The 18852-nt window shown below is 53.6% G+C and carries 18 protein-coding genes, 1 pseudogene and 1 riboswitch; of the genes and pseudogenes, 11 read left to right on the top strand and 8 right to left on the bottom strand.

Going from position 1 to position 18852, the window contains the following annotated elements:
• Nucleotides 1–40 precede the first annotated feature (40 nt).
• A complete protein-coding gene (locus L463_RS05865) occupies nt 41–2674 on the bottom strand; it encodes a PqiB family protein (RefSeq protein ID WP_017693254.1) in 2634 nt (877 codons plus the stop codon).
• Nucleotides 2643–3926 (bottom strand): membrane integrity lipid transport subunit YebS, encoded by a 1284-nt coding sequence (gene yebS / locus L463_RS05870; protein WP_020480541.1) that lies wholly within the window; start codon nt 3924–3926, stop codon nt 2643–2645. The genes L463_RS05865 and yebS overlap by 32 nt, the downstream gene beginning before the upstream one ends.
• Nucleotides 3927–4058: 132 nt before the next feature.
• On the opposite strand from yebS, the gene L463_RS05875 reads away from it, so the two are divergent.
• From L463_RS05875 to htpX, 4 genes are all read left to right on the top strand, one after another.
• Nucleotides 4059–4556, top strand: a complete 498-nt coding sequence (locus L463_RS05875; protein WP_006811006.1) for a GAF domain-containing protein — start codon at nt 4059–4061, stop codon at nt 4554–4556.
• Between the two features lie 96 nt (nt 4557–4652).
• A complete protein-coding gene (gene proQ / locus L463_RS05880) occupies nt 4653–5339 on the top strand; it encodes an RNA chaperone ProQ (protein WP_003859895.1) in 687 nt (228 codons plus the stop codon).
• 19 nt (nt 5340–5358) lie between these two features.
• Complete coding sequence (gene prc, locus L463_RS05885) at nt 5359–7407, top strand: carboxy terminal-processing peptidase (RefSeq protein WP_015570296.1); 2049 nt, start codon at nt 5359–5361, stop codon at nt 7405–7407.
• A 193-nt stretch (nt 7408–7600) separates the two neighbouring features.
• Nucleotides 7601–8482: a protease HtpX gene (gene htpX, locus L463_RS05890; RefSeq protein ID WP_003859899.1), complete on the top strand. Its 882-nt coding sequence runs from the start codon at nt 7601–7603 to the stop codon at nt 8480–8482.
• A gap of 51 nt (nt 8483–8533) precedes the next feature.
• Here htpX and L463_RS05895 read toward each other — a convergent pair whose 3' ends face one another.
• Nucleotides 8534–9907 carry an MFS transporter gene (locus tag L463_RS05895; RefSeq protein ID WP_032103657.1) on the bottom strand — a complete coding sequence of 458 codons (1374 nt, stop codon included), beginning with the start codon at nt 9905–9907 and terminating at the stop codon, nt 8534–8536.
• 178 nt (nt 9908–10085) lie between these two features.
• On the opposite strand from L463_RS05895, the gene kdgR reads away from it, so the two are divergent.
• Complete coding sequence (kdgR, locus tag L463_RS05900) at nt 10086–10877, top strand: DNA-binding transcriptional regulator KdgR (RefSeq protein WP_015570299.1); 792 nt, start codon at nt 10086–10088, stop codon at nt 10875–10877.
• Nucleotides 10878–10940: 63 nt separating this feature from the next.
• Here kdgR and L463_RS05905 read toward each other — a convergent pair whose 3' ends face one another.
• On the bottom strand, nt 10941–11180 hold the full coding sequence (locus L463_RS05905) for a YobH family protein (protein WP_017384332.1): 240 nt from the start codon (nt 11178–11180) through the stop codon (nt 10941–10943).
• Nucleotides 11181–11340: 160 nt separating this feature from the next.
• On the opposite strand from L463_RS05905, the gene mgrB reads away from it, so the two are divergent.
• The 6 genes and pseudogenes from mgrB to rlmA all read left to right on the top strand — a co-directional run bounded on the left by mgrB (nt 11341) and on the right by rlmA (nt 15699).
• Nucleotides 11341–11484, top strand: coding sequence for a PhoP/PhoQ regulatory lipoprotein MgrB (gene mgrB / locus L463_RS0122900; RefSeq protein ID WP_003859906.1), 144 nt, complete (start codon nt 11341–11343; stop codon nt 11482–11484).
• 74 nt (nt 11485–11558) lie between these two features.
• Entirely contained in the window at nt 11559–11846 is a 288-nt protein-coding gene (locus L463_RS05910; protein ID WP_017693259.1) for a YebO family protein, read from the top strand.
• A gap of 669 nt (nt 11847–12515) precedes the next feature.
• Nucleotides 12516–12660, top strand: a pseudogene (locus tag L463_RS0122895) (DUF2627 domain-containing protein).
• Between the two features lie 12 nt (nt 12661–12672).
• The gene (gene cspE / locus L463_RS05915) at nt 12673–12882 is read left to right on the top strand and encodes a transcription antiterminator/RNA stability regulator CspE (RefSeq protein ID WP_001062678.1); all 210 of its coding nucleotides are present in this window, start codon (nt 12673–12675) and stop codon (nt 12880–12882) included.
• Between the two features lie 216 nt (nt 12883–13098).
• On the top strand, nt 13099–14844 hold the full coding sequence (gene ftsI, locus L463_RS05920) for a peptidoglycan glycosyltransferase FtsI (protein ID WP_017693260.1): 1746 nt from the start codon (nt 13099–13101) through the stop codon (nt 14842–14844).
• A gap of 39 nt (nt 14845–14883) precedes the next feature.
• Entirely contained in the window at nt 14884–15699 is an 816-nt protein-coding gene (gene rlmA / locus L463_RS05925) for a 23S rRNA (guanine(745)-N(1))-methyltransferase (RefSeq protein WP_017384329.1), read from the top strand.
• Here the strand turns inward: rlmA and mntP are convergent.
• From mntP to manY, 4 genes are all read right to left on the bottom strand, one after another.
• Entirely contained in the window at nt 15696–16262 is a 567-nt protein-coding gene (mntP, locus tag L463_RS05930; protein ID WP_023296797.1) for a manganese efflux pump MntP, read from the bottom strand. The genes rlmA and mntP overlap by 4 nt on opposite strands.
• A 1-nt stretch (nt 16263) precedes the next feature.
• Nucleotides 16264–16464, bottom strand: a riboswitch (yybP-ykoY riboswitch).
• 198 nt (nt 16465–16662) lie between these two features.
• On the bottom strand, nt 16663–17121 hold the full coding sequence (locus L463_RS05935; RefSeq protein WP_015570303.1) for a DUF986 family protein: 459 nt from the start codon (nt 17119–17121) through the stop codon (nt 16663–16665).
• 54 nt (nt 17122–17175) lie between these two features.
• Entirely contained in the window at nt 17176–18027 is an 852-nt protein-coding gene (locus L463_RS05940) for a PTS mannose transporter subunit IID (protein ID WP_006810994.1), read from the bottom strand.
• Between the two features lie 12 nt (nt 18028–18039).
• Entirely contained in the window at nt 18040–18840 is an 801-nt protein-coding gene (gene manY, locus L463_RS05945) for a PTS mannose transporter subunit IIC (RefSeq protein WP_003859914.1), read from the bottom strand.
• Nucleotides 18841–18852: the final 12 nt, after the last annotated feature.

Raw genomic sequence — 18852 nt, 5'->3', positions numbered from 1 at the left:
ACATAAAGGCTCCGGCGCGTTGACACCGGAGCCTGCGAGATTAACGCGGCAGCGCCGTTCCCCATTCGCGCCACTCTTTCGGTTCACTTTCCAGCAGCAGGAAGTGTTTACCTGCCTGCGCCTTAGGCGCCAGAGGCGTGCCAGGCGGCGTCGCGAAGGCAATGCCGCCGCGAATGAACTGATTAAAGGTCCCCGTTTTGACCACGCCACCGGTCAGGCCGAAGTCCAGCGAGTAGCCTGAAGCGAGCCAGAACACCGAGTTGTTGCGCACCAGATGCTGATAACGCTGGCTGATGCGCAGGCCGACCATCACGCGATCGGACAGATTACCCAGCGTCAGGCTTGTTACTGTCCCTACTTCAATGCCGCGGAACAGGACCGGCGTACCGATGCCCAGCGAACCGGCTTCCGGCACTTCAACCACAATGCTCAAACCGTCCAGATAACGGGAGTCGGTGATGGTGGCCTCCTGCAACTCAAATTCACGACGCGCGTTGCCGCGACCCGGTTCAACGTTAATGTACGGCTGAAGTATGGTGTCGAGATGCTCAACCCCTGCGGCAGAAATTTGCGGCGTAACCACCGAGAAGCGCGAGCCTGCCCGGGCAAACGTCTGCACATATTCCGGATAAAGCACGGCGGTCGCCTGCACTTCGTTGCGTGCGGTGATCAGCGTCAGCTTCTGGACCTGCCCGATATCAATGCCGAGATAGCGGATGGGCATGCCTTCTGCCAGTTTACCGGCATCAAAGGTGTGCAGGGTAATCTGCCCCCCGACGGCGCGCGCCGCGGTTTCGGACGGGAAGAGGATCCGCTTGTCACCTTTACGCATGTTGCCGCCCGCGCCGCTCAGGTTATCGAAGCTGATCGCACCGCGCAGGGCACGGGAGAGAGGCGAGGCCTGTACTGTCAGCCCGCTGCCGTTGAGCTGCACTTTCGCGCCGCCTTCAGCCCAGAACACGCTGTTTGGCGTGAGCAGCTTGCGGTACTCCGGCTTGATATGCAGTTCGATATCAAACGCGTCCGCACGAGGACGAACGGTGATCACTTCCCCGACCTCAAACTTACGATAAAGCACGACGGAGCCTGCCTGGACATCCGGCAGCGTTTCCGCGCTTAAGGTCAGCGTGGTGGTCGGCAGGTCGCCGAGGCTGTTTTCAATGGCTTTGTCGAGATTGGCGAACAGCGGATAACTCTCGCGCAGCGCACCTTTGCTGCCCGGCAGAATGCGGATCCCGCCGTTAACCCACTCGCTGGCGCTGGCGCCGAGGAACTCAACCCCGTCCAGACCCACCTTCACGTCGACCCGGCTGTTAACCACAAATTTACTGTCGCCGTGGACCAGGTTGCCGTACTGCGGATCGATGGCGGCGGAGAAGGAGACCCCTTTTTCCGACAGCTTACGTTCGAGGACCTGGCCCACCTGCACACCGTGCAGGATCAGCGGTTGCCCGGCCTCGATACCGTAGCTTTCCGGCGCATTCAGCGTAACCGTCAACACGCCCGGTTTTTGCAGCAGGGCTTTATCCGCCGGCGCGATAACAAAGTTTTTGTTCGGCGCACCTTCGCCGGGGATCAGCTCAAAGGTGCTTCCCGTCAGCAGAGAACTGATGCTGGCGTCGCTGAGGGAGAGCTTCGGATTACGCAGTTCAATGCGCGTTTTTTCCCGCAGGAGATCCACCACGCTCGGATCCACCGTCATTTCGCCGGTAACGGAACCGCCCGCATTGAGGGTTAATTTTGTCAGTTGCCCGACCTCTAAACCCTGGTACATCAGCGGGGTCGAACCGGCTTTCAGGCCTTTGGCATCCGGCAGGGTCAGCTTGACGATGACACCGCGCTGGCTGTGCGCCAGGTCGGCGTACAGGCCAAAGGTATCTTCTGCGGCGGCAGGGCTGGAGTTAGCTGGTGAGTCAAAGGCGATAGCGCCATTCACCAGCGCCGCCAGGCTCTCAAGCTTCACTTTCGCACCGCTTAAGCTCAGGTCGGCATCGACGCCTGAGACGTTCCAGAAGCGGCTGCCTTTTTTCACCAGGTTGGTAAAACGGCGCTCGATGAGTACATCAATAGTCACGCCATCTTTGTTCGGGTTAATGGCGTAGTCGTAAACGCGGCCTACCGGAATTTTACGGAAATAGACCAGAGAACCACTGTTCAGCGAGCCCAAATCCGGCGCGCGGAGATGGATCATCAAATCGCCGTTATTCAGCCGATATTTCGGCTGGGTATCCAGCGCAACAAAGTGATCCTGTGGCTCACCTTTGCCGGGCATCATGCCGATATAGTTACCGCCCACAAGCGCATCCAGTCCGGAAACGCCGGCCAGGGAGGCTTTAGGCGTGACCAGCCAGAACTGCGTTTCGGCACGCAGGGCATCCTGCATATCAGACTTAATGCTCGCCCGGACCTGGATTTTGTTCAGCCCTTTGCCAAGGGAAATATCCTGCACGGTACCCACTTCCACCCCCTGGAAGCGAACGGGGGTACGTCCGGCGACAATGCCGTCCGCAGACTGGAAATCAATCGTGATGGTACTTCCGCGATCTTCATAGCTCGTCCAGATAAGCCAGCCTGCGATCATCAGCGCGATGACAGGCAGCAACCAGAATGGCGAAATGCGGCGTTTTGTTTTAATTCTCGCTTCAGTCGGCGAAGCGGGCGTTTCCTGACTCATGTGCGTCCCAAAGTAAGCGGCTGTCCAGCCATTCCACTGCAAGAATAGTCAATATCACCGCAGAGCCGAAATAAAAAGCTGCGGGTCCCATGGTAAAAGCAAGTAACTGATCGCGATTGATGAGCGACATCATCAGCGAAATCACGAACAGATCCAACATCGACCAGCGACCAATCCAGGTCACAAATCGCAGAAGCAGGATGCGGGTGCGTAGTCCTTGTTCGCATTTAAAGTGAATGCTGATAAGCAGCGTAAACATCACCACCACTTTGGTAAAGGGCACCAGAATACTGGCGATGAAAACAATGGCGGCGACCCCCACGTTACTGTGCGCCAGAGAGATAATCCCCGAAAGGATAGTATCTTCCTGACGGGCGCCGTTCACATAAATTACGGAGATCGGCAGCATGTTGGCCGGGAACAAAAATACCAGGGAGGCGATTAGCGCCGCCCAGCACTTTTGCAGGCTGTTGTTGCGTCGCAATCTTAACGGAATGTGGCAGCGTGGGCACCTCCCGCGTTTATCCGGAAAACCGGTGTAATGGCAGCCCAGGCAGACGCGCAGGTTTTCATCAGGCCGGGTCGCGGGGCGCTGCGGGTAAAACCGCTCCCAAAGCTGTTCAACATTCAGATGAATCAGGGTCAAAATACTCAGCAGGACCAGTGAAATAAACGCGAAAAGGCCAATGCCGGGTTGTAAAAACGCATAATCCTGCACCTTGATGGAGGCCACGCCAATGCCTACCAGATAGATGTCCAGCATCACCCACTCCTTGAGCTTTTCCAGCATGAGCAGGACAGGGCGCAGGTTCATCCCCAGAATGTTGCCAAACCACAGGTAGGCAATTGCCGCGACCAGCACCAACGGCGCGCCGACGACGCAGAACAGCACCATGGCGGCCGTAAGCGGATCGCCCTGGCGCGTCATCTGCCAGATCCCCTGCAACACGTTAGCGTCAATACGCACGCCAAGCAGGTAGAGCTTTAACAGCGGCTCGGTCCAGGCAAAGGGCATCAGCAGTAGCATGGTGACCGCCATTGCCGCCAGACGCGTCAATGACCAGTCCCGGCCATCGCGGATTTTGGCATCGCAGCATGGACAAAAAGCACTTTGGTGCGATTTCATCTTCGGCAACATAAAAAGCGTATCGCACTGGGGACAACGCTGATAATGTGCACGGGGCAGAGCCTGGCTTACCGTACGGACAACGATCTTTCGTGTCGGCGTAATTTGGGGTGTTTTTAGGGCCATCAGTCGCACACAGATTAGTATTGTTGAAAGTTATAATAACTCATGAACGGATTCATCTTGAGCATGAGCGCATTTAATGCTTATTTTAATAGGCTATGCGGTAACTATGTAAGATAACTAAGTGGTTGAATAATGAACAAAACAGAATTCTACGCGGATCTGAATCGCGATTTTAAGGCATTAATGGCAGGGGAAACCAGTTTCTTAGCCACTCTGGCAAATACCAGTGCGTTACTGTTCGAACGCCTTTCTGACGTGAACTGGGCGGGCTTTTATCTGCTGGAAGGTGACACGCTGGTGCTGGGGCCTTTCCAGGGTAAACTCGCCTGCGTACGCATCCCGGTAGGTCGTGGCGTGTGCGGTACCGCAGTGGCGACCCGTCAGGTTCAGCGTGTCGAAGATGTTCATGCGTTTGACGGCCACATTGCCTGCGATGCCAGCAGCAATTCTGAAATCGTACTGCCGCTGGTGGTTAAAAATCAGATTATTGGCGTTCTGGATATCGACAGCACGGTCTTCAGCCGCTTTACTGCCGAGGATGAGCAGGGGCTGCGCGCGCTGGCCGCAAACCTGGAAAATGTTCTGGCAGAGACCGATTATCATAAATTCTTTGCGAGCGTCGCAGGATAATCAACGGATAACGTAGCATTTACTGATAGCGTCATTATAATGTCGCCTGTTCATGCCTGCGCTTGTTGGCAACGTCCGTTGTAATCAGGAAATTTCATGGAAAATCAACCTAAGTTGAATAGCAGTAAAGAAGTTATCGCATTTCTGGCCGAGCGTTTCCCGCAGTGCTTCAGCGCTGAAGGTGAAGCGCGTCCTCTGAAAGTCGGTATCTTTCAGGATCTGGTCGCGCGCGTTGAGGGGGAGATGAACCTCAGCAAAACGCAGCTTCGTTCTGCCTTGCGCCTTTATACCTCGAGCTGGCGTTACCTGTACGGTATCAAGCCGGGTGCGACCCGTGTCGACCTTGACGGCAACCCGTGCGGTGAGCTGGACGAGCAGCACGTAGAACATGCGCGTAAGCAGCTTGAAGAAGCCAAAGCTCGCGTGCAGGCACAGCGTGCGGAACAGCAGGCGAAAAAACGCGAAGCCGCAGCGGCAAATGGTCAGGAAGACGCCCCTCGTCGCGAGCGTAAACCGCGCCCGGCACCGCGTCGTACTGAAAATAACGATCGCAAACCGCGTGCTGACAAACCCGCAGCTAAAGCCCCACGTGCGCCGCGCGAAGAGCCGCGCCACACCCCAGTTTCTGACATCAATGCGCTGAGCGTAGGTCAGTCTCTGAAGGTGAAAGCGGGTAACAACGCGATGGACGCCACCGTACTGGAAATCACCAAAGATGGCGTTCGTGTACAGCTGACTTCTGGTATGTCAATGATTGTACGCGCAGAACACTTGTTGTTCTGAAACGGAGGCCGAGCCTGGCATGAACACTTTTTTTAAGCTCACCGCGCTGGCTGGCCTGTTTGCTATAACAGGCCACGCTTTCGCTGTGGACGATATTACGCGTGTTGATCAAATTCCGGTGCTCAAGGAAGAGACTCAGCACGCGACGGTGAGTGAGCGCGTGACGTCGCGCTTTACTCGTTCGCACTATCGTCAGTTCGATCTCGATCAGGCCTTTTCGGCCAAAATCTTTGACCGTTATCTGAACTTGCTGGATTACAGCCATAACGTACTGCTGGCCAGCGATGTCGAACAGTTCGCTAAACGCAAATCCGAAGTGGGTGATGAGCTGCGCTCCGGAAAGCTCGATCTGTTCTACGATCTGTACAACTTATCGCAAAAGCGCCGTTTTGAGCGTTATCAATACGCGCTGAAAGTGCTGGAACGTCCGATGGACTTCACCGGCAACGACACCTTTAATCTGGACCGCAGCAAAGCGCCATGGCCGAAAGACGAGGCTGAACTGAATGCGCTGTGGGACGGAAAAGTCAAATATGACGAACTGAGCCTCAAGCTTACAGGCAAAGACGAGAAAGAGATCCGTGAGACGTTAAATCGTCGATACAAATTCGCTATTCGTCGTCTGGCGCAGACCAACAGTGAAGATGTTTTCTCGCTGGCGATGACCGCGTTTGCGCATGAAATTGATCCGCACACTAATTATCTCTCTCCACGTAACACCGAACAGTTCAATACCGAAATGAGCCTGTCTCTGGAAGGTATCGGTGCTGTGCTTCAGATGGACGATGACTACACCGTAATCAACTCCATGGTGGCCGGTGGCCCTGCGTCGAAAAGCAAAGCGATCAGCGTAGGCGACCGTATTGTCGGTGTGGGTCAAACCGGAAAGAGCATGGTGGACGTGATTGGCTGGCGTCTTGATGATGTTGTTGCGCTGATCAAAGGGCCGAAGGGCAGCAAAGTTCGCCTGGAGATCCTGCCAGCCGGTAAGGGGACCAAAACTCGTATCGTTACTCTGACCCGTGAGCGTATCCGTCTGGAAGATCGCGCGGTGAAAATGTCGGTGAAAACCGTGGGTAAAGAGAAGGTTGGCGTTCTGGATATCCCTGGTTTCTACGTCGGCCTGACCGATGATGTGAAAGTGCAGCTCCAGAAGCTTGAAAAGCAGAATGTCAGCAGCGTGATCATTGACCTGCGCAGCAACGGCGGCGGGGCATTGACCGAGGCCGTCTCGCTTTCCGGGCTGTTTATCCCGTCTGGCCCGGTGGTACAGGTGCGCGATAACAACGGTAAAGTGCGTGAAGATGCCGATACCGATGGTGTGGTCTACTATAAGGGGCCGCTGGTGGTGCTTGTCGATCGCTTCAGCGCCTCTGCATCGGAAATCTTCGCTGCTGCCATGCAGGATTACGGCCGGGCGTTAATCGTCGGCGAACCGACGTTTGGCAAGGGCACCGTTCAGCAGTACCGCTCTCTGAACCGTATTTACGACCAGATGCTGCGCCCTGAATGGCCAGCGCTGGGCTCAGTACAGTACACCATTCAGAAGTTTTACCGCGTCAACGGCGGCAGTACGCAGCGCAAAGGCGTGACGCCGGATATCATGATGCCGACAGGTACCGAAGAGACGGAAACGGGCGAGAAGTTTGAAGATAACGCGCTGCCGTGGGATAGCATTGATGCCGCGACATTCGTGAAATCGGGTGATATGAAACAGTTCGGACCAGAACTGCTGAAAAATCACAACGATCGCATCGGGAAGGATCCGGAATTCCAGTACATCATGAAGGACATCGCGCGTTTCAACGCTTTGAAAGCGAAACGGAACATTGTGTCTCTGAACTACGCCCAGCGTGAGAAAGAGAACAATGAAGATGACGCGACACGTCTGGCGCGTATCAACGATCGCTTCAAACGTGAAGGCAAGCCTCTGCTCAAAAAACTGGACGATCTGCCTAAGGATTACCAGGAGCCCGATCCGTATCTGGACGAGACGGTGCATATCGCGCTTGATCTCGCGAAGCTGGAAAAAGAGAAACCTGCCCTGCAACCTGCTCCGACAAAATAATCCCCCAACAGGCACAAGAAATTGTGCCTGTTTCTTTATGTACCTCCTCCTTCCGTCAGGCAGATTTCCAATTGTGTAAAGTTGTGTCTTTCTGGTGACTTACGCCGTCTGGATGCTTGAAAATAGCCGTAATACCCATACGATGTGGGTAATCGCATAGTGCGTTTTGTTAAACTGAGGTTAAAAGAATATTATGATGCGAATCGCGCTCTTCCTGCTCACCAACCTGGCGGTGATGGTGGTATTCGGGCTGGTGCTAAGCCTGACGGGAATTCAGTCGAGCAGCGTTCAGGGTCTGTTGATTATGGCGCTGCTGTTTGGTTTCGGTGGCTCTTTCATTTCACTGCTGATGTCGAAGTGGATGGCATTGAAATCTGTGGGCGGTGAAGTTATTGAGCAACCGCGTAACGATATGGAGCAGTGGCTGATGAGCACGGTTGCTCAGCAGTCAAAGCAGGCGGGCATTGCCATGCCGCAGGTAGCCATCTACCACGCGCCGGATATTAACGCGTTTGCTACCGGTGCGCGTCGTGACGCGTCCCTGGTGGCCGTCAGTACCGGCCTGCTGCAAAACATGAGCCGTGACGAAGCGGAAGCGGTTATTGCTCACGAGATCAGCCACATCGCCAATGGCGATATGGTCACCATGACCCTGATCCAGGGTGTGGTGAACACCTTCGTTATCTTTATTTCTCGTATTCTGGCACAGATTGCTGCCGGGTTTATGGGTGGCAACCGTGATGAGGGTGAAGAGAGCAACGGCAACCCGCTGATCTATTTTGCTGTTTCAATGGTGCTGGAGCTGGTGTTCGGTATCCTGGCAAGCATCATTACCATGTGGTTCTCCCGTCATCGTGAGTTCCACGCGGATGCCGGTTCCGCGAAACTGGTGGGTCGTGAAAAGATGATTGCTGCGCTGCAACGTCTTAAAACCAGCTACGAGCCGCAGGAAGCAAACAGCATGATGGCCTTCTGCATCAACGGCAAATCAAAGTCGCTGAGCGAGCTGTTTATGTCTCACCCGCCGCTGGATAAACGTATTGAAGCGCTGCGTAGCGGCGAATACCTGAAGTAACGTAATCGGGGTGAAAAGAACCGGGCTGGAGCCATTCTCCGCCCGGTTTTTTTATGCCTGCGCCTTTGGCTGGGTGACGCGAAGGCCGCTAATGACAGCCGCGAGGGTCGCCAGGGTCCCTGCGGTAATCAGCGCAACCTGTGTCGCATTCTGCCCGGCAAGGTTAAACATCAACGCCACCAGTGCGGCCCCGGTGCTTTGCCCTAACAGTCTTGCCGTGCCCAGCATCCCGCTGGCGCCACCGCTGCGATGACGTGGGGCAGAGGTGATAATCGTGTGGTTATTAGGGGACTGGAACAGACCAAAACCGGCCCCGCACAGGATCATGCGCCAGATAATATCCAGATCCCCCGGCGAGGCGGGCAGGAGCGCCAGCGAAAACAGTCCCACCGCCATGACAACCAGCCCAATCGCCCCCAGAAGCCCGGCATGGACGCGCTCAATAAGGTAACCGGCCAGCGGGGCCATTACCATGGTTGCCAGCGGCCAGGGCGTGAGCAGCAAGCCTGTCTCCACTTCTGAACGGCCAATCACGCTCTGCAAAAAGAACGGCAGCGCAACCAGCGCCAGCATCTGGGCGCAGAACGAGCAAATGGAGGTACAAATGGATAGCGAAAACAGCGGAATACGTAGCAAATCCACCGGAAGTAGCGGCACGGGCAGCGCCAGCTGACGTCGTACAAAGAAAAAGCCGATGATAAGCATGGCAACGATTTCTGCGGCAATGAGCGACAGAGACTGTCCCTGCGCAAATCCGCTCAGCGCGGTAATCAGCAGGCCAAAAGTCAGCGCGTTCATCACGGCGCTGGGCAGATCGAAACGTGGCATGGTACTTTTCGGACCATTTTCCGGAAGATAGCGCAGGGCGAAGAAGAACGCCACAATGCCCAGCGGCACGTTAATGGCAAACAGCCACTGCCACGAGGCAACGGACAGGATGGCGGCGGCAATCGTTGGGCCGGCGGCGGACGACACGGCCACAATAAAGGAGTTAATGCCCATGCCGCGCCCCAGGTGGCGTTGAGGATAAATAAGCCGTATCAGGGCCGTGTTCACGCTCATTAGCGCCGCGCCGCCAAAGCCCTGCGCGATACGCGCCAGCGTAAGGGTGTGCAGTGAATCTGAAAGGGCACAGAAGAGCGAGGTGAGGGTAAACACCACCAGCCCGCACTGGTAAACCCGGCGATAACCAAACATATCGCCCAGGAAAGAGAGTGACAGAAGGGAAATCACAATCGCTATCTGGTACGCGTTTACAATCCAGATGGAGCTTGCCGGCGAAGCATTAAGGTCTTTGGCAATCGTAGGAAGAGCCACGTTGGCAATCGCACCGTCAAGGACAGCCATCGAAATACCGATGACAATAGTGGCAATTGCCCCGTACCGCTGCGGTAAGGGCAGGCCATCAGAAACGTTTTTTTGCATGGGAAAAGAATGGCTCAACGTGAAATTATTTTCAGAGTAACTATTTTAGCATCGTTATTTCGGTTTTATGTCGCAGATTTGTAACGAAGTAAACCCAGATAGATTGCAGCACGCATAACACGAATTTATAATAAAAACCGGTTCTGATTTTTATAAAACACTCTCCATGAGGTGATAAATGGCAATCGCAGATTTGGATAAGCAGCCAGATTCTGTTTCTTCCGTGCTGAAGGTGTTTGGCATCTTGCAGGCGCTCGGAGAAGAGCGTGAAATTGGTATTACAGAGTTGTCGCAGCGTGTGATGATGTCGAAAAGCACCGTTTATCGCTTTTTGCAGACGATGAAATCATTGGGTTATGTCGCGCAGGAAGGAGAATCAGAAAAATATTCTCTGACCCTGAAACTGTTTGAACTGGGCGCCCGCGCCTTGCAGAACGTGGATCTGATCCGCAGCGCTGACATTCAGATGCGTGAACTTTCACGACTGACGAAAGAGACAATTCACCTCGGTGCGCTGGATGAAGACAGTATTGTTTACATCCACAAAATTGACTCCATGTACAACCTGCGCATGTATTCACGCATCGGTCGTCGTAACCCGCTGTACAGCACCGCAATTGGTAAAGTACTGCTGGCCTGGCGCGATCGCGAAGAGGTGAAGCAAATCCTTGACGGGGTGGAGTACAAACGCAGCACCGACCGCACGATTACCAGTACGGAAGAACTGCTGAGCGTGCTGGATAAAGTGCGTGAGCAGGGTTACGGGGAAGATAACGAAGAGCAGGAAGAGGGGCTGCGTTGCATCGGTGTGCCGGTGTTTGACCGCTTCGGCGTTGTCATTGCGGGCCTGAGCATTTCGTTCCCAACGCTGCGTTTCTCTGAAGAGCGTCTTCATGAATATGTGGCGATTCTGCATACCGCAGCGCGCAAAATTTCAGAGCAGATGGGCTATAACGATTATCCGTTCTGATCGACGCCACCAATAGAAACGCCGCACTTTTGCGGCGTTTCTGTAAGCGAAATTCAACGCGGATTAACCGTTATCAACCACAACAGATGATTTACGCAGCACAGGACAGTTGGTTAACCCGATGATCCCGCTGTCGGAATGGATGTACTGAGCCGTGCTTATCCCCTGGGCGGTAAGATATTTACACTGGATACCCAGACCCGCGGCATTTTCTTTGCTCCCCATTAATACGCCGTACCCACTTAATAACAGGCCGATCCAGACAATGGCCAGTACAATTACTGTACGAATAAGTAAACGCATCGTTGCCTCTTTTTTCTTTGTTGTCATAGAGTAAGCGTAACGGCTTTACGCAGTGAAACAAGTGCACGATTCCGAAAAGCGTCTGTTGAAGGTACAGTTAGCCCCTGTTTAAGATAACCGTGATAACCTGGCTGTATCAGGTCATAAGACGGAGTGTGGAGTGAAAAAAATACGCTGGGTAATTCTGATTATAGTGTTGATAGCATGCGTGGTGCTGTGGACGCAGACTATCAATGTGATGTGCGATCAGGATGTACAGTTCTTTAGCGGCATTTGTTCAATCAATAAGTTTATCCCCTGGTAGAGACCATTTTTACGCTGAGTGATGTCCTTACGCGGCGGCAGTGGTAAAATGGCGGTTTTTACTGAGGTGGTGAAATGGGTGAGTTACTGAATTCGGGGCTGCTGAGCATTGCATCCCTGGTAATGTCTTTGGTGGTGCTGGTCGTTGGGCTGGTGCTGTGGTTTTTCGTTAACCGCGCCAGCTCCCGCACAAACGAGCAGATTGAGCTGCTGGAAGCATTGCTCGATCAGCAGAAACGGCAGACTGCGCTGCTGCGTCGTTTGTGCGAAGCCAACGAGCCGGAGGAGAAAGCGGTACCGAAGGACGCTGTTGCTCAACAACAAGACGAGGAAGACTTCATTCGCCTGGTAGCTGAACGATAGTCTGCCCGGAGCGGGGAGGTGGCCTGACGTACGGCGTAAATCCCCTCCCTTATCAAATGCATCCCACAACATCCCGGCATTTAATTAAGCAGCAGTTAACTCATGTTTTAGCACACTGAAAACTGGCGAATATTTATCCTTATTTAACAAATTCAGTTTCGTTGAAAAAATAGTGTGCTTTATCTTTACTGAAGTGTTTTATTTTTATCGAAACGTTTTGCTTGCCTTGTTTTGAGGCAGAGTCATAAAAATTTCATTATTTTGGTGCAGAATAACACTTATTAAATGGTGGTTTTTAATACAGTTAGCAAAATGTAATTAACATCGTATATTCCCTGACACATGTTGGTGCGTTGCAATGTTTTCAGCATAACTTTTCACAAAATGTTCTAACTCAGTCATTCCTTTAAAGAAATTCTGGGATTGGGATGGACGCTTTGAAATGATTGAGCTATGTTTAAAAAGTCTTTGATTACAGGGCGCGTCAACGCACCCTGCGGGCAGTGAGGTCAGGTGGCGCTTCATTTGACAATTCGCATAACTGTGCAGATTGTTATGGAGTAACGTCTGAATTTGTGCGGCGGATCGAGACACGTTTAAAAATGGCTTGCCATATTAAACGTTGTGTGTGATAACACGTTTTGGGTCAAACGAGGTACAGTTCTGTTTATGTGTGGCATTTTCAGTAAAGAAGTCCTGAGTAAACACGTTGTCGTTGAATACCGCTTCTCTGCCGAACCTTATATTAGTGCCTCAAGCAGTAATGTCTCAGTTTTATCTATGTCAAAGCCCGCGGGCTAAGAAAACACTCTAAGGAATTTTGCAAATGGCAAAGATTAAAGGTCAAGTTAAGTGGTTCAACGAGTCTAAAGGTTTTGGTTTCATTACTCCTGCTGACGGCAGCAAAGACGTGTTCGTACACTTCTCTGCAATCCAGGGTAACGGCTTCAAAACTCTGGCTGAAGGCCAGAACGTTGAGTTCGAAATTCAGGATGGCCAGAAAGGCCCAGCTGCGGTTAACGTAACTGCTATCTGATCGAATCACTGCTGACTGAAGCGCTCAGCGCTTCGATCTCAGACATAAGCCTCGCCGATGCGGGGCTTTTTTATTCGCTTATTTTTCAAAATATTACGTAATCCTCCTCTGTTATTATCTTGTTGCAAACCCGCGAGATTATTAGCATTGTTTTCCCGCCTTATTATCCGCTTTTCCCGTTAAATCAGGGCGTTGATTAACAGCCCTGGGGTTAAGGTGAAAAAAAAGACAATAACCACCACCGGAAATTTTACTCCGGCACGTTTTGCACTTCTGTGTCTCGCCATCTTTTGTAGCCTTGCGTTTCTGCTGGGCCGCGTAGCGTGGCTACAAATTATCAAACCGGATAATCTGGTGAAGCAGGAGGATATGCGCTCCCTGCGCGAAGTGGCGATAGACGCCCCGCGTGGGATGATTGTTGACCGTGAAGGGCGACCCCTTGCGGTGAGCGTACCCGTCCAGGCCGTCTGGGCCGATCCCAAAACAGTGCTGGAAAAAGGGGGGATCGGTTTTGACTCGCGCTGGCAGGCCCTGGCAAATGCCTTACACCTTTCTCTGAGCACGCTCGCATCGCGAATTAACAGTAACCCGCACGGGCGATTTATTTACCTGGCCCGTCAGGTTGATCCCGCCCAGGCAAAGTGGATCGATAAGCTACGTCTCCCCGGTATCAACCTTCGCGATGAGTCCCGCCGCTTTTATCCTGCCGGGCACGTGGCGGCGAACCTGATTGGCTTCACCAATATTGATGGTCAGGGCATTGAGGGCGTCGAGAAAAGCTTTAACACGCAGCTTACCGGGAAGGCAGGTGTGCGGCTGGTCAGGAAAGATCGCTACGGACATGTGGTGGAGAACCTTACGGAGGTGGCTCCCGTACCTGCACATAATATCCAGCTTAGTATCGATGAACGCCTGCAAACTATCACCGAAGACGCGCTGGATAATGCCGTAGCGTGGAACAAAGCCGAATCAGGCGCGTCGGTGCTGATTAATATCCAGACGGGCGAAATTCTGGCAATGGCGAGCTTCCCCGACTTCAACCCCAATAACCGGGAAGGGGCAACGCTGGATGATTTTCGCAATCGCGCGATCAGCGACACCTTTGAACCTGGCTCGACCGTTAAGCCTCTGGTGCTGATGACGGCGCTACAGCAGGGGCTGGTACAGCCTGACAGCGTCATAGACACGCATCCCTACACTATTGATGGCCATCGTATCCGCGATGTGGGCTACTACCCCGAGCTGACGATGACCGGGATCCTGCAAAAATCCAGTGATACGGGCGTGTCCCGTCTTTCGCTGGCGATGCCCGTGCAACGGTTACTGGATACCTATAAACACTTTGGTTTTGGCGAGAGTACCGGGCTTGGCTTAACGGGAGAAAGCGCAGGTTTACTGCCGCAGCGAAAATTCTGGAGCCAGTTAGACCGGGCGACCTTTGCCTTTGGGTATGGCCTGATGGTCACCCCCCTCCAGCTGGCGCATGTGTATGCCACCATCGGCAGCTATGGCATTGAACGGCCTCTGTCCATCACCCGAATCGACCCGCCGGTGATTGGCAAGCGGGTGATGCCCGAGGAAATTGTTCACGAGGTGGAGCACATGATGGAGAGCGTTGCGTTACCCGGCGGTGGCGGGGTCAAAGCGGCGGTGCGTAACTATCGCGTGGCGATAAAAACCGGGACGGCCAAAAAAATCGATGAACATGGTAAGTATGTGGATAAATACGTCGCCTATACCGCAGGCGTTGCGCCTGCCAGCGATCCCCGTTTCGCGCTGGTGGTGGTGATCAACGATCCGCAAAACGGTGCCTACTATGGCGGGGCCGTTTCTGCGCCCGTGTTCAGCGAAATTATGGGTAACGTCCTGCGCCTGGAAAATGTGAAGCCAGACGGGCTGCCGGCAGATTCTGACCATCTGATCGTGATGCGTCACCCAGCCGTTTATAACCCTGGCGAATAGCGGTACACTTCGCCTTTTGGTTTCCGCCCTGGAGCTGTCATGTCTTTCAGTTGTCCCCTTTGCCACGCGCCGCTGACGCGCGCGGAGAAAACGTTTATCTGTCCACAGGGACATCAGTTTGACCGGGCGAAAGAGGGCTATGTAAATCTTCTGCCGGTACAACACAAGCGCTCCCGGGACCCGGGTGACAGCGCGGAGATGATGCAGGCGCGCCGGGCGTTTCTCGATGCCGGGCACTATCAACCGCTCAGGGATGCCGTTGTCGCCTTACTCCGTCAATATCTGACAGAAGGCGCATCCGCCATGCTGGATATCGGCTGCGGCGAAGGTTACTACACCGCCACGTTTGCTGACGTGGCGGCTGAGAAGGGTGCCGAAACTTACGGGCTGGACGTGTCGAAAGTGGCTATCCGTGCGGCAGCAAAACGCTACTCAGCGGTAACGTTCTGCGTGGCCTCCAGCCACCGCCTGCCGTTTGAGGAAGCGAGTATGGACGCCGTGGTGCGTATCTATGCGCCGTGCAAGGCAGAGGAGCTGGCGCGCGTCGTTAAGCCTGGCGGCTGGGTTATCACCGTCACGCCAGGGCCGCGTCATCTGCTGGAGTTAAAAGGGCTGATCTATGATGAAGTTCACCTGCATGCGCCGCACTCTGAACAGCTGGCGGGCTTTGCGTTAAAGCAGGCGCAGTCGGTAGCGTATGAAATGACGTTGCAGGGAAGTGAAGCCGTGGCGTTACTGCAAATGACGCCGTTTGCATGGCGGGCAAAACCAGAGGTGTGGGAAACGCTGGCAGCGCAGACAGAATTTCGCTGCCAGACGGATTTCAGCATCCATTGCTGGCAGCGCGAAGGTTAACCCGCGAAGTGTGCCCAAAGGATTTGGGCACCAATCCCGATCAACACGATACCGCCCAGAATTTCGGCTCGTTTGCCTAACAGCGGGCCAATGAACCGACCCACCATCATCCCCAGCGTTGACATGATCAGCGTGGCGCAGCCAATCGCCAGCGCGGTGGCGATAATATTGACCTGCAAAAACGCCAGACCGACACCCACGGCCATTGCATCCAGGCTGGTTGCGATGGCGGTTGTCACCAGAAGCCAGAAGCCGTGGCGTTGCAGCGGCGCATCATCTTCATCGCCGTTACCACGAAAGCCTTCAATCACCATGCGTCCGCCGAGGAACACCAGCAGCACGAAAGCAATCCAGTGATTCCACTCCAGCACGAACTGGCTGGCGAGCATCCCCAGACCCCAGCCGATAAGCGGCGTCAGCGTTTCGATAGCACCAAAGATGAGACCGGTACGCAGGGCGTCGGAAAATTTAGGTTTATGGAGGGTGGCACCTTTACCAATAGAGGCGGCAAATGCGTCCATGGACATGCCAAAAGCCAGAAGGATCGTAGCGGAGATATTCATAAGAGCGTCCAGACCGGGGATATCCATATGACACATCACTGCCCCCAGTAAACAGCAGTTGATGTATCTATGGTCTCGCCTGATCGCTTTTGGCACAGTCAGTGTGCTGAAAACGATCCGTACGCGCCACGTTTTTCAACGAGTATGTTGACACGTACATTTCCCGCAGGCAGGAAATCGGCTACTCCCCAACGACGGGCGCAACCTTAACATATTTTGAGAATATAAAACAACAACGAAGATGGCTTTATATAGCCACTATATTGATAACGATTTTCATTTAGATTTATGCGTGAAAATATCGTTAACAAATATAAGGCAATTAACAGAGGAGATATAGCACCGGCTATATTGCTGGTTTAAGAATAATGCAATATATAGCCGATGCTATAATATTAACTCATTGAGTTTTAACGAGTAATTTGTAGATCTTTTCCAGGTCATCAATATTTTTGACCCGGATGAGCAGGCGGCGTTGTTCTAATTGCATCACCAGAACCCCGTCTTCGGATAAATTCATCTCTTTAATACGGTTATATTCTATCCAGACATTAGCGAAGAAGAATCCGTGTTTTTTAAAAATGAGTTTTGGCGAGCGGATCCAGAACAGGTAAATCGCCATTAATGCCAGCGCACATAATAACCATGTGGTTAATATTGCGCCGTGGCTGGTCACATTATTGTAAATCAGGATGACTACCAGACCGGCGAAGATAAACGCATCAATGCGCCCACGGCGTAATAGGGGAAGGGTCAGCAGCGTCTCGCCGTGGCGGCGAGGCATAATGAACTCGTCATAGATCGCGTAAGCCAGAAGGGCAACAATAAATAAAACCAGTACGGTGTCCGTGACAGTCATTCATCCTCCAGATAAAAAGACCGGGGGCAAGCCCCCGGTCGGTAACGCATTTTATTACAGACCCAGCAGGCCGACGGCGTAGCCCGCGATACCGATGACGAAGAAGCCAACGATGATCCACAGCGGGTTCACTTTCTTACGCAGCAGCCACATACAGGCGAAGGTTAGCAGCAGCGGTACCAGGCCCGGCATCAGCTGGTCCAGAATCGTCTGCACGGTGGTAACGCGCGTCTGACCATCCTGACCAGTGATCGTCGATACCACCAGCGGGATGTTCACGTGCGTCCACTTGTTAACCAGCGCCCCCATTACAAACAGGCCGAGGATTGACGCCCCCTCAGTCAGTTTTTGCAGGAAGCCGCCGCCCATATCCTTAACGATATCCACCCCTTTACGATAACCGTACGCCACGCCGTAGTAACGGGTCAGCAGACGCACCGCGTTGAACAGGATGAAGAACAGCAGAGGACCGAGCAGGCTGCCGCTCATGGCGATCCCGGCGCCCAGCGCCGCAAAGACCGGACGCACGGTACCCCAGAAGATCGGGTCGCCCACGCCTGCCAGCGGCCCCATCAGACCAACTTTGATACCGTTGATGGCACCATCGTCGATTTCAGCCCCGTTCGCACGCTGCTCTTCCATTGCCAGCGTCACGCCCAGAACAGGCGCCGCAACATAAGGATGGGTGTTGAAGAATTCCAGGTGACGCTTAATTGCCTGACGGCGTGCTTCGTTGTTTTCCGGATACAGGCGTTTGATGGCCGGCACCATGGAGAAGCAGAAGCCGAGCGCCTGCATACGTTCGAAGTTCCATGAACCCTGAAACAGGTTAGAACGGATGAACACGCCACGAATATCACCCGGAGTGAGTTTTTTCTCAGTGGTAGTTTTTGTCATATCAACCATTTCGCTCACCTGTTAGTCCAGTTCGTTATCGAGATCGTTGTTACCAGCAGCCTGCGCAGGGGCACCCGCGACACGGTTGTATTTCGGGCTGAGCTGGATATAAAGAATCGCCATCACCGCACCAATCACACCCAGCGCAACCAGGTTGAAGTTGGTGAACGCAGCGGTAACGAAGCCGAGGTAGAAGAATGGCATCAGGTAGCCCGCGCGCATCATGTTGATGACCATCGCATAACCGACCACCACGATCATACCCCCGGCGATATTCAGACCGCTGGTAACCACTTCAGGGATCGCATTCAGCATGCCCTGAACTTCGCTGGTACCGACAGAAATCGCCACGATAACCGCAGGGATTGCGATACGCATCGCTTGCAGGAACAGGGAAGAAACGTGGATCCAGGAGAGCGCGGTGAGGTTGCCGTTTTCGGCCGCCTTATCCGCCGCATGCTGGAAGGCAACGGTAATAGTACGGACGATAATGGTCAGCACCTGACCCGCTGCGGCCAGCGGGATGGCCAGCGCGATACCGGCACCAATACTCTGATGACCAGCGATAACCAGAACGGTTGAAATAATGGACGCCAGCGCGGCATCTGGCGCAACTGCCGCACCGATGTTCATCCAGCCGAGGGCGATCATTTCCAGGGTACCACCGATGATGATACCGGTTTTCATGTCACCGAGAACGGCGCCAATCAACGTACAGGCCACCAGAGGGCGGTGGAACTGAAATTCATCAAGTACGGACTCCATACCCGCAATACATGCGACGATGAACACCAGCACAATCTGAAGAGTAGTAATCTCCATTGCACTTCTCCT

The sequence above is a fragment of the Enterobacter sp. BIDMC 27 genome (assembly GCF_000534415.1).
GTDB classification, from domain to species: domain Bacteria; phylum Pseudomonadota; class Gammaproteobacteria; order Enterobacterales; family Enterobacteriaceae; genus Enterobacter; species Enterobacter hormaechei_C.
Note: the sequence above shows the minus strand (reverse complement) of the source record. Positions and strands in the feature narration are given on the sequence as shown.

Bases quoted from the DNA above. Each gene is read 5' to 3' on its own strand.
- yebS (WP_020480541.1), bottom strand. From the start codon at position 3,926: ATGGCCCTAAAAACACCCCAAATTACGCCGACACGAAAGATCGTTGTC.
- mntP (WP_023296797.1), bottom strand. From the start codon at position 16,262: ATGAATATCTCCGCTACGATCCTTCTGGCTTTTGGCATGTCCATGGAC.
- L463_RS05905 (WP_017384332.1), bottom strand. From the start codon at position 11,180: ATGCGTTTACTTATTCGTACAGTAATTGTACTGGCCATTGTCTGGATC.
- htpX (WP_003859899.1), top strand. From the start codon at position 7,601: ATGATGCGAATCGCGCTCTTCCTGCTCACCAACCTGGCGGTGATGGTG.
- cspE (WP_001062678.1), top strand. From the start codon at position 12,673: ATGGCAAAGATTAAAGGTCAAGTTAAGTGGTTCAACGAGTCTAAAGGT.
- L463_RS05940 (WP_006810994.1), bottom strand. From the start codon at position 18,027: ATGGTTGATATGACAAAAACTACCACTGAGAAAAAACTCACTCCGGGT.
- proQ (WP_003859895.1), top strand. From the start codon at position 4,653: ATGGAAAATCAACCTAAGTTGAATAGCAGTAAAGAAGTTATCGCATTT.
- prc (WP_015570296.1), top strand. From the start codon at position 5,359: ATGAACACTTTTTTTAAGCTCACCGCGCTGGCTGGCCTGTTTGCTATA.
- kdgR (WP_015570299.1), top strand. From the start codon at position 10,086: ATGGCAATCGCAGATTTGGATAAGCAGCCAGATTCTGTTTCTTCCGTG.
- rlmA (WP_017384329.1), top strand. From the start codon at position 14,884: ATGTCTTTCAGTTGTCCCCTTTGCCACGCGCCGCTGACGCGCGCGGAG.
- L463_RS05910 (WP_017693259.1), top strand. From the start codon at position 11,559: ATGGGTGAGTTACTGAATTCGGGGCTGCTGAGCATTGCATCCCTGGTA.
- L463_RS05865 (WP_017693254.1), bottom strand. From the start codon at position 2,674: ATGAGTCAGGAAACGCCCGCTTCGCCGACTGAAGCGAGAATTAAAACA.
- L463_RS05875 (WP_006811006.1), top strand. From the start codon at position 4,059: ATGAACAAAACAGAATTCTACGCGGATCTGAATCGCGATTTTAAGGCA.
- L463_RS05935 (WP_015570303.1), bottom strand. From the start codon at position 17,121: ATGACTGTCACGGACACCGTACTGGTTTTATTTATTGTTGCCCTTCTG.
- L463_RS05895 (WP_032103657.1), bottom strand. From the start codon at position 9,907: ATGCAAAAAAACGTTTCTGATGGCCTGCCCTTACCGCAGCGGTACGGG.
- manY (WP_003859914.1), bottom strand. From the start codon at position 18,840: ATGGAGATTACTACTCTTCAGATTGTGCTGGTGTTCATCGTCGCATGT.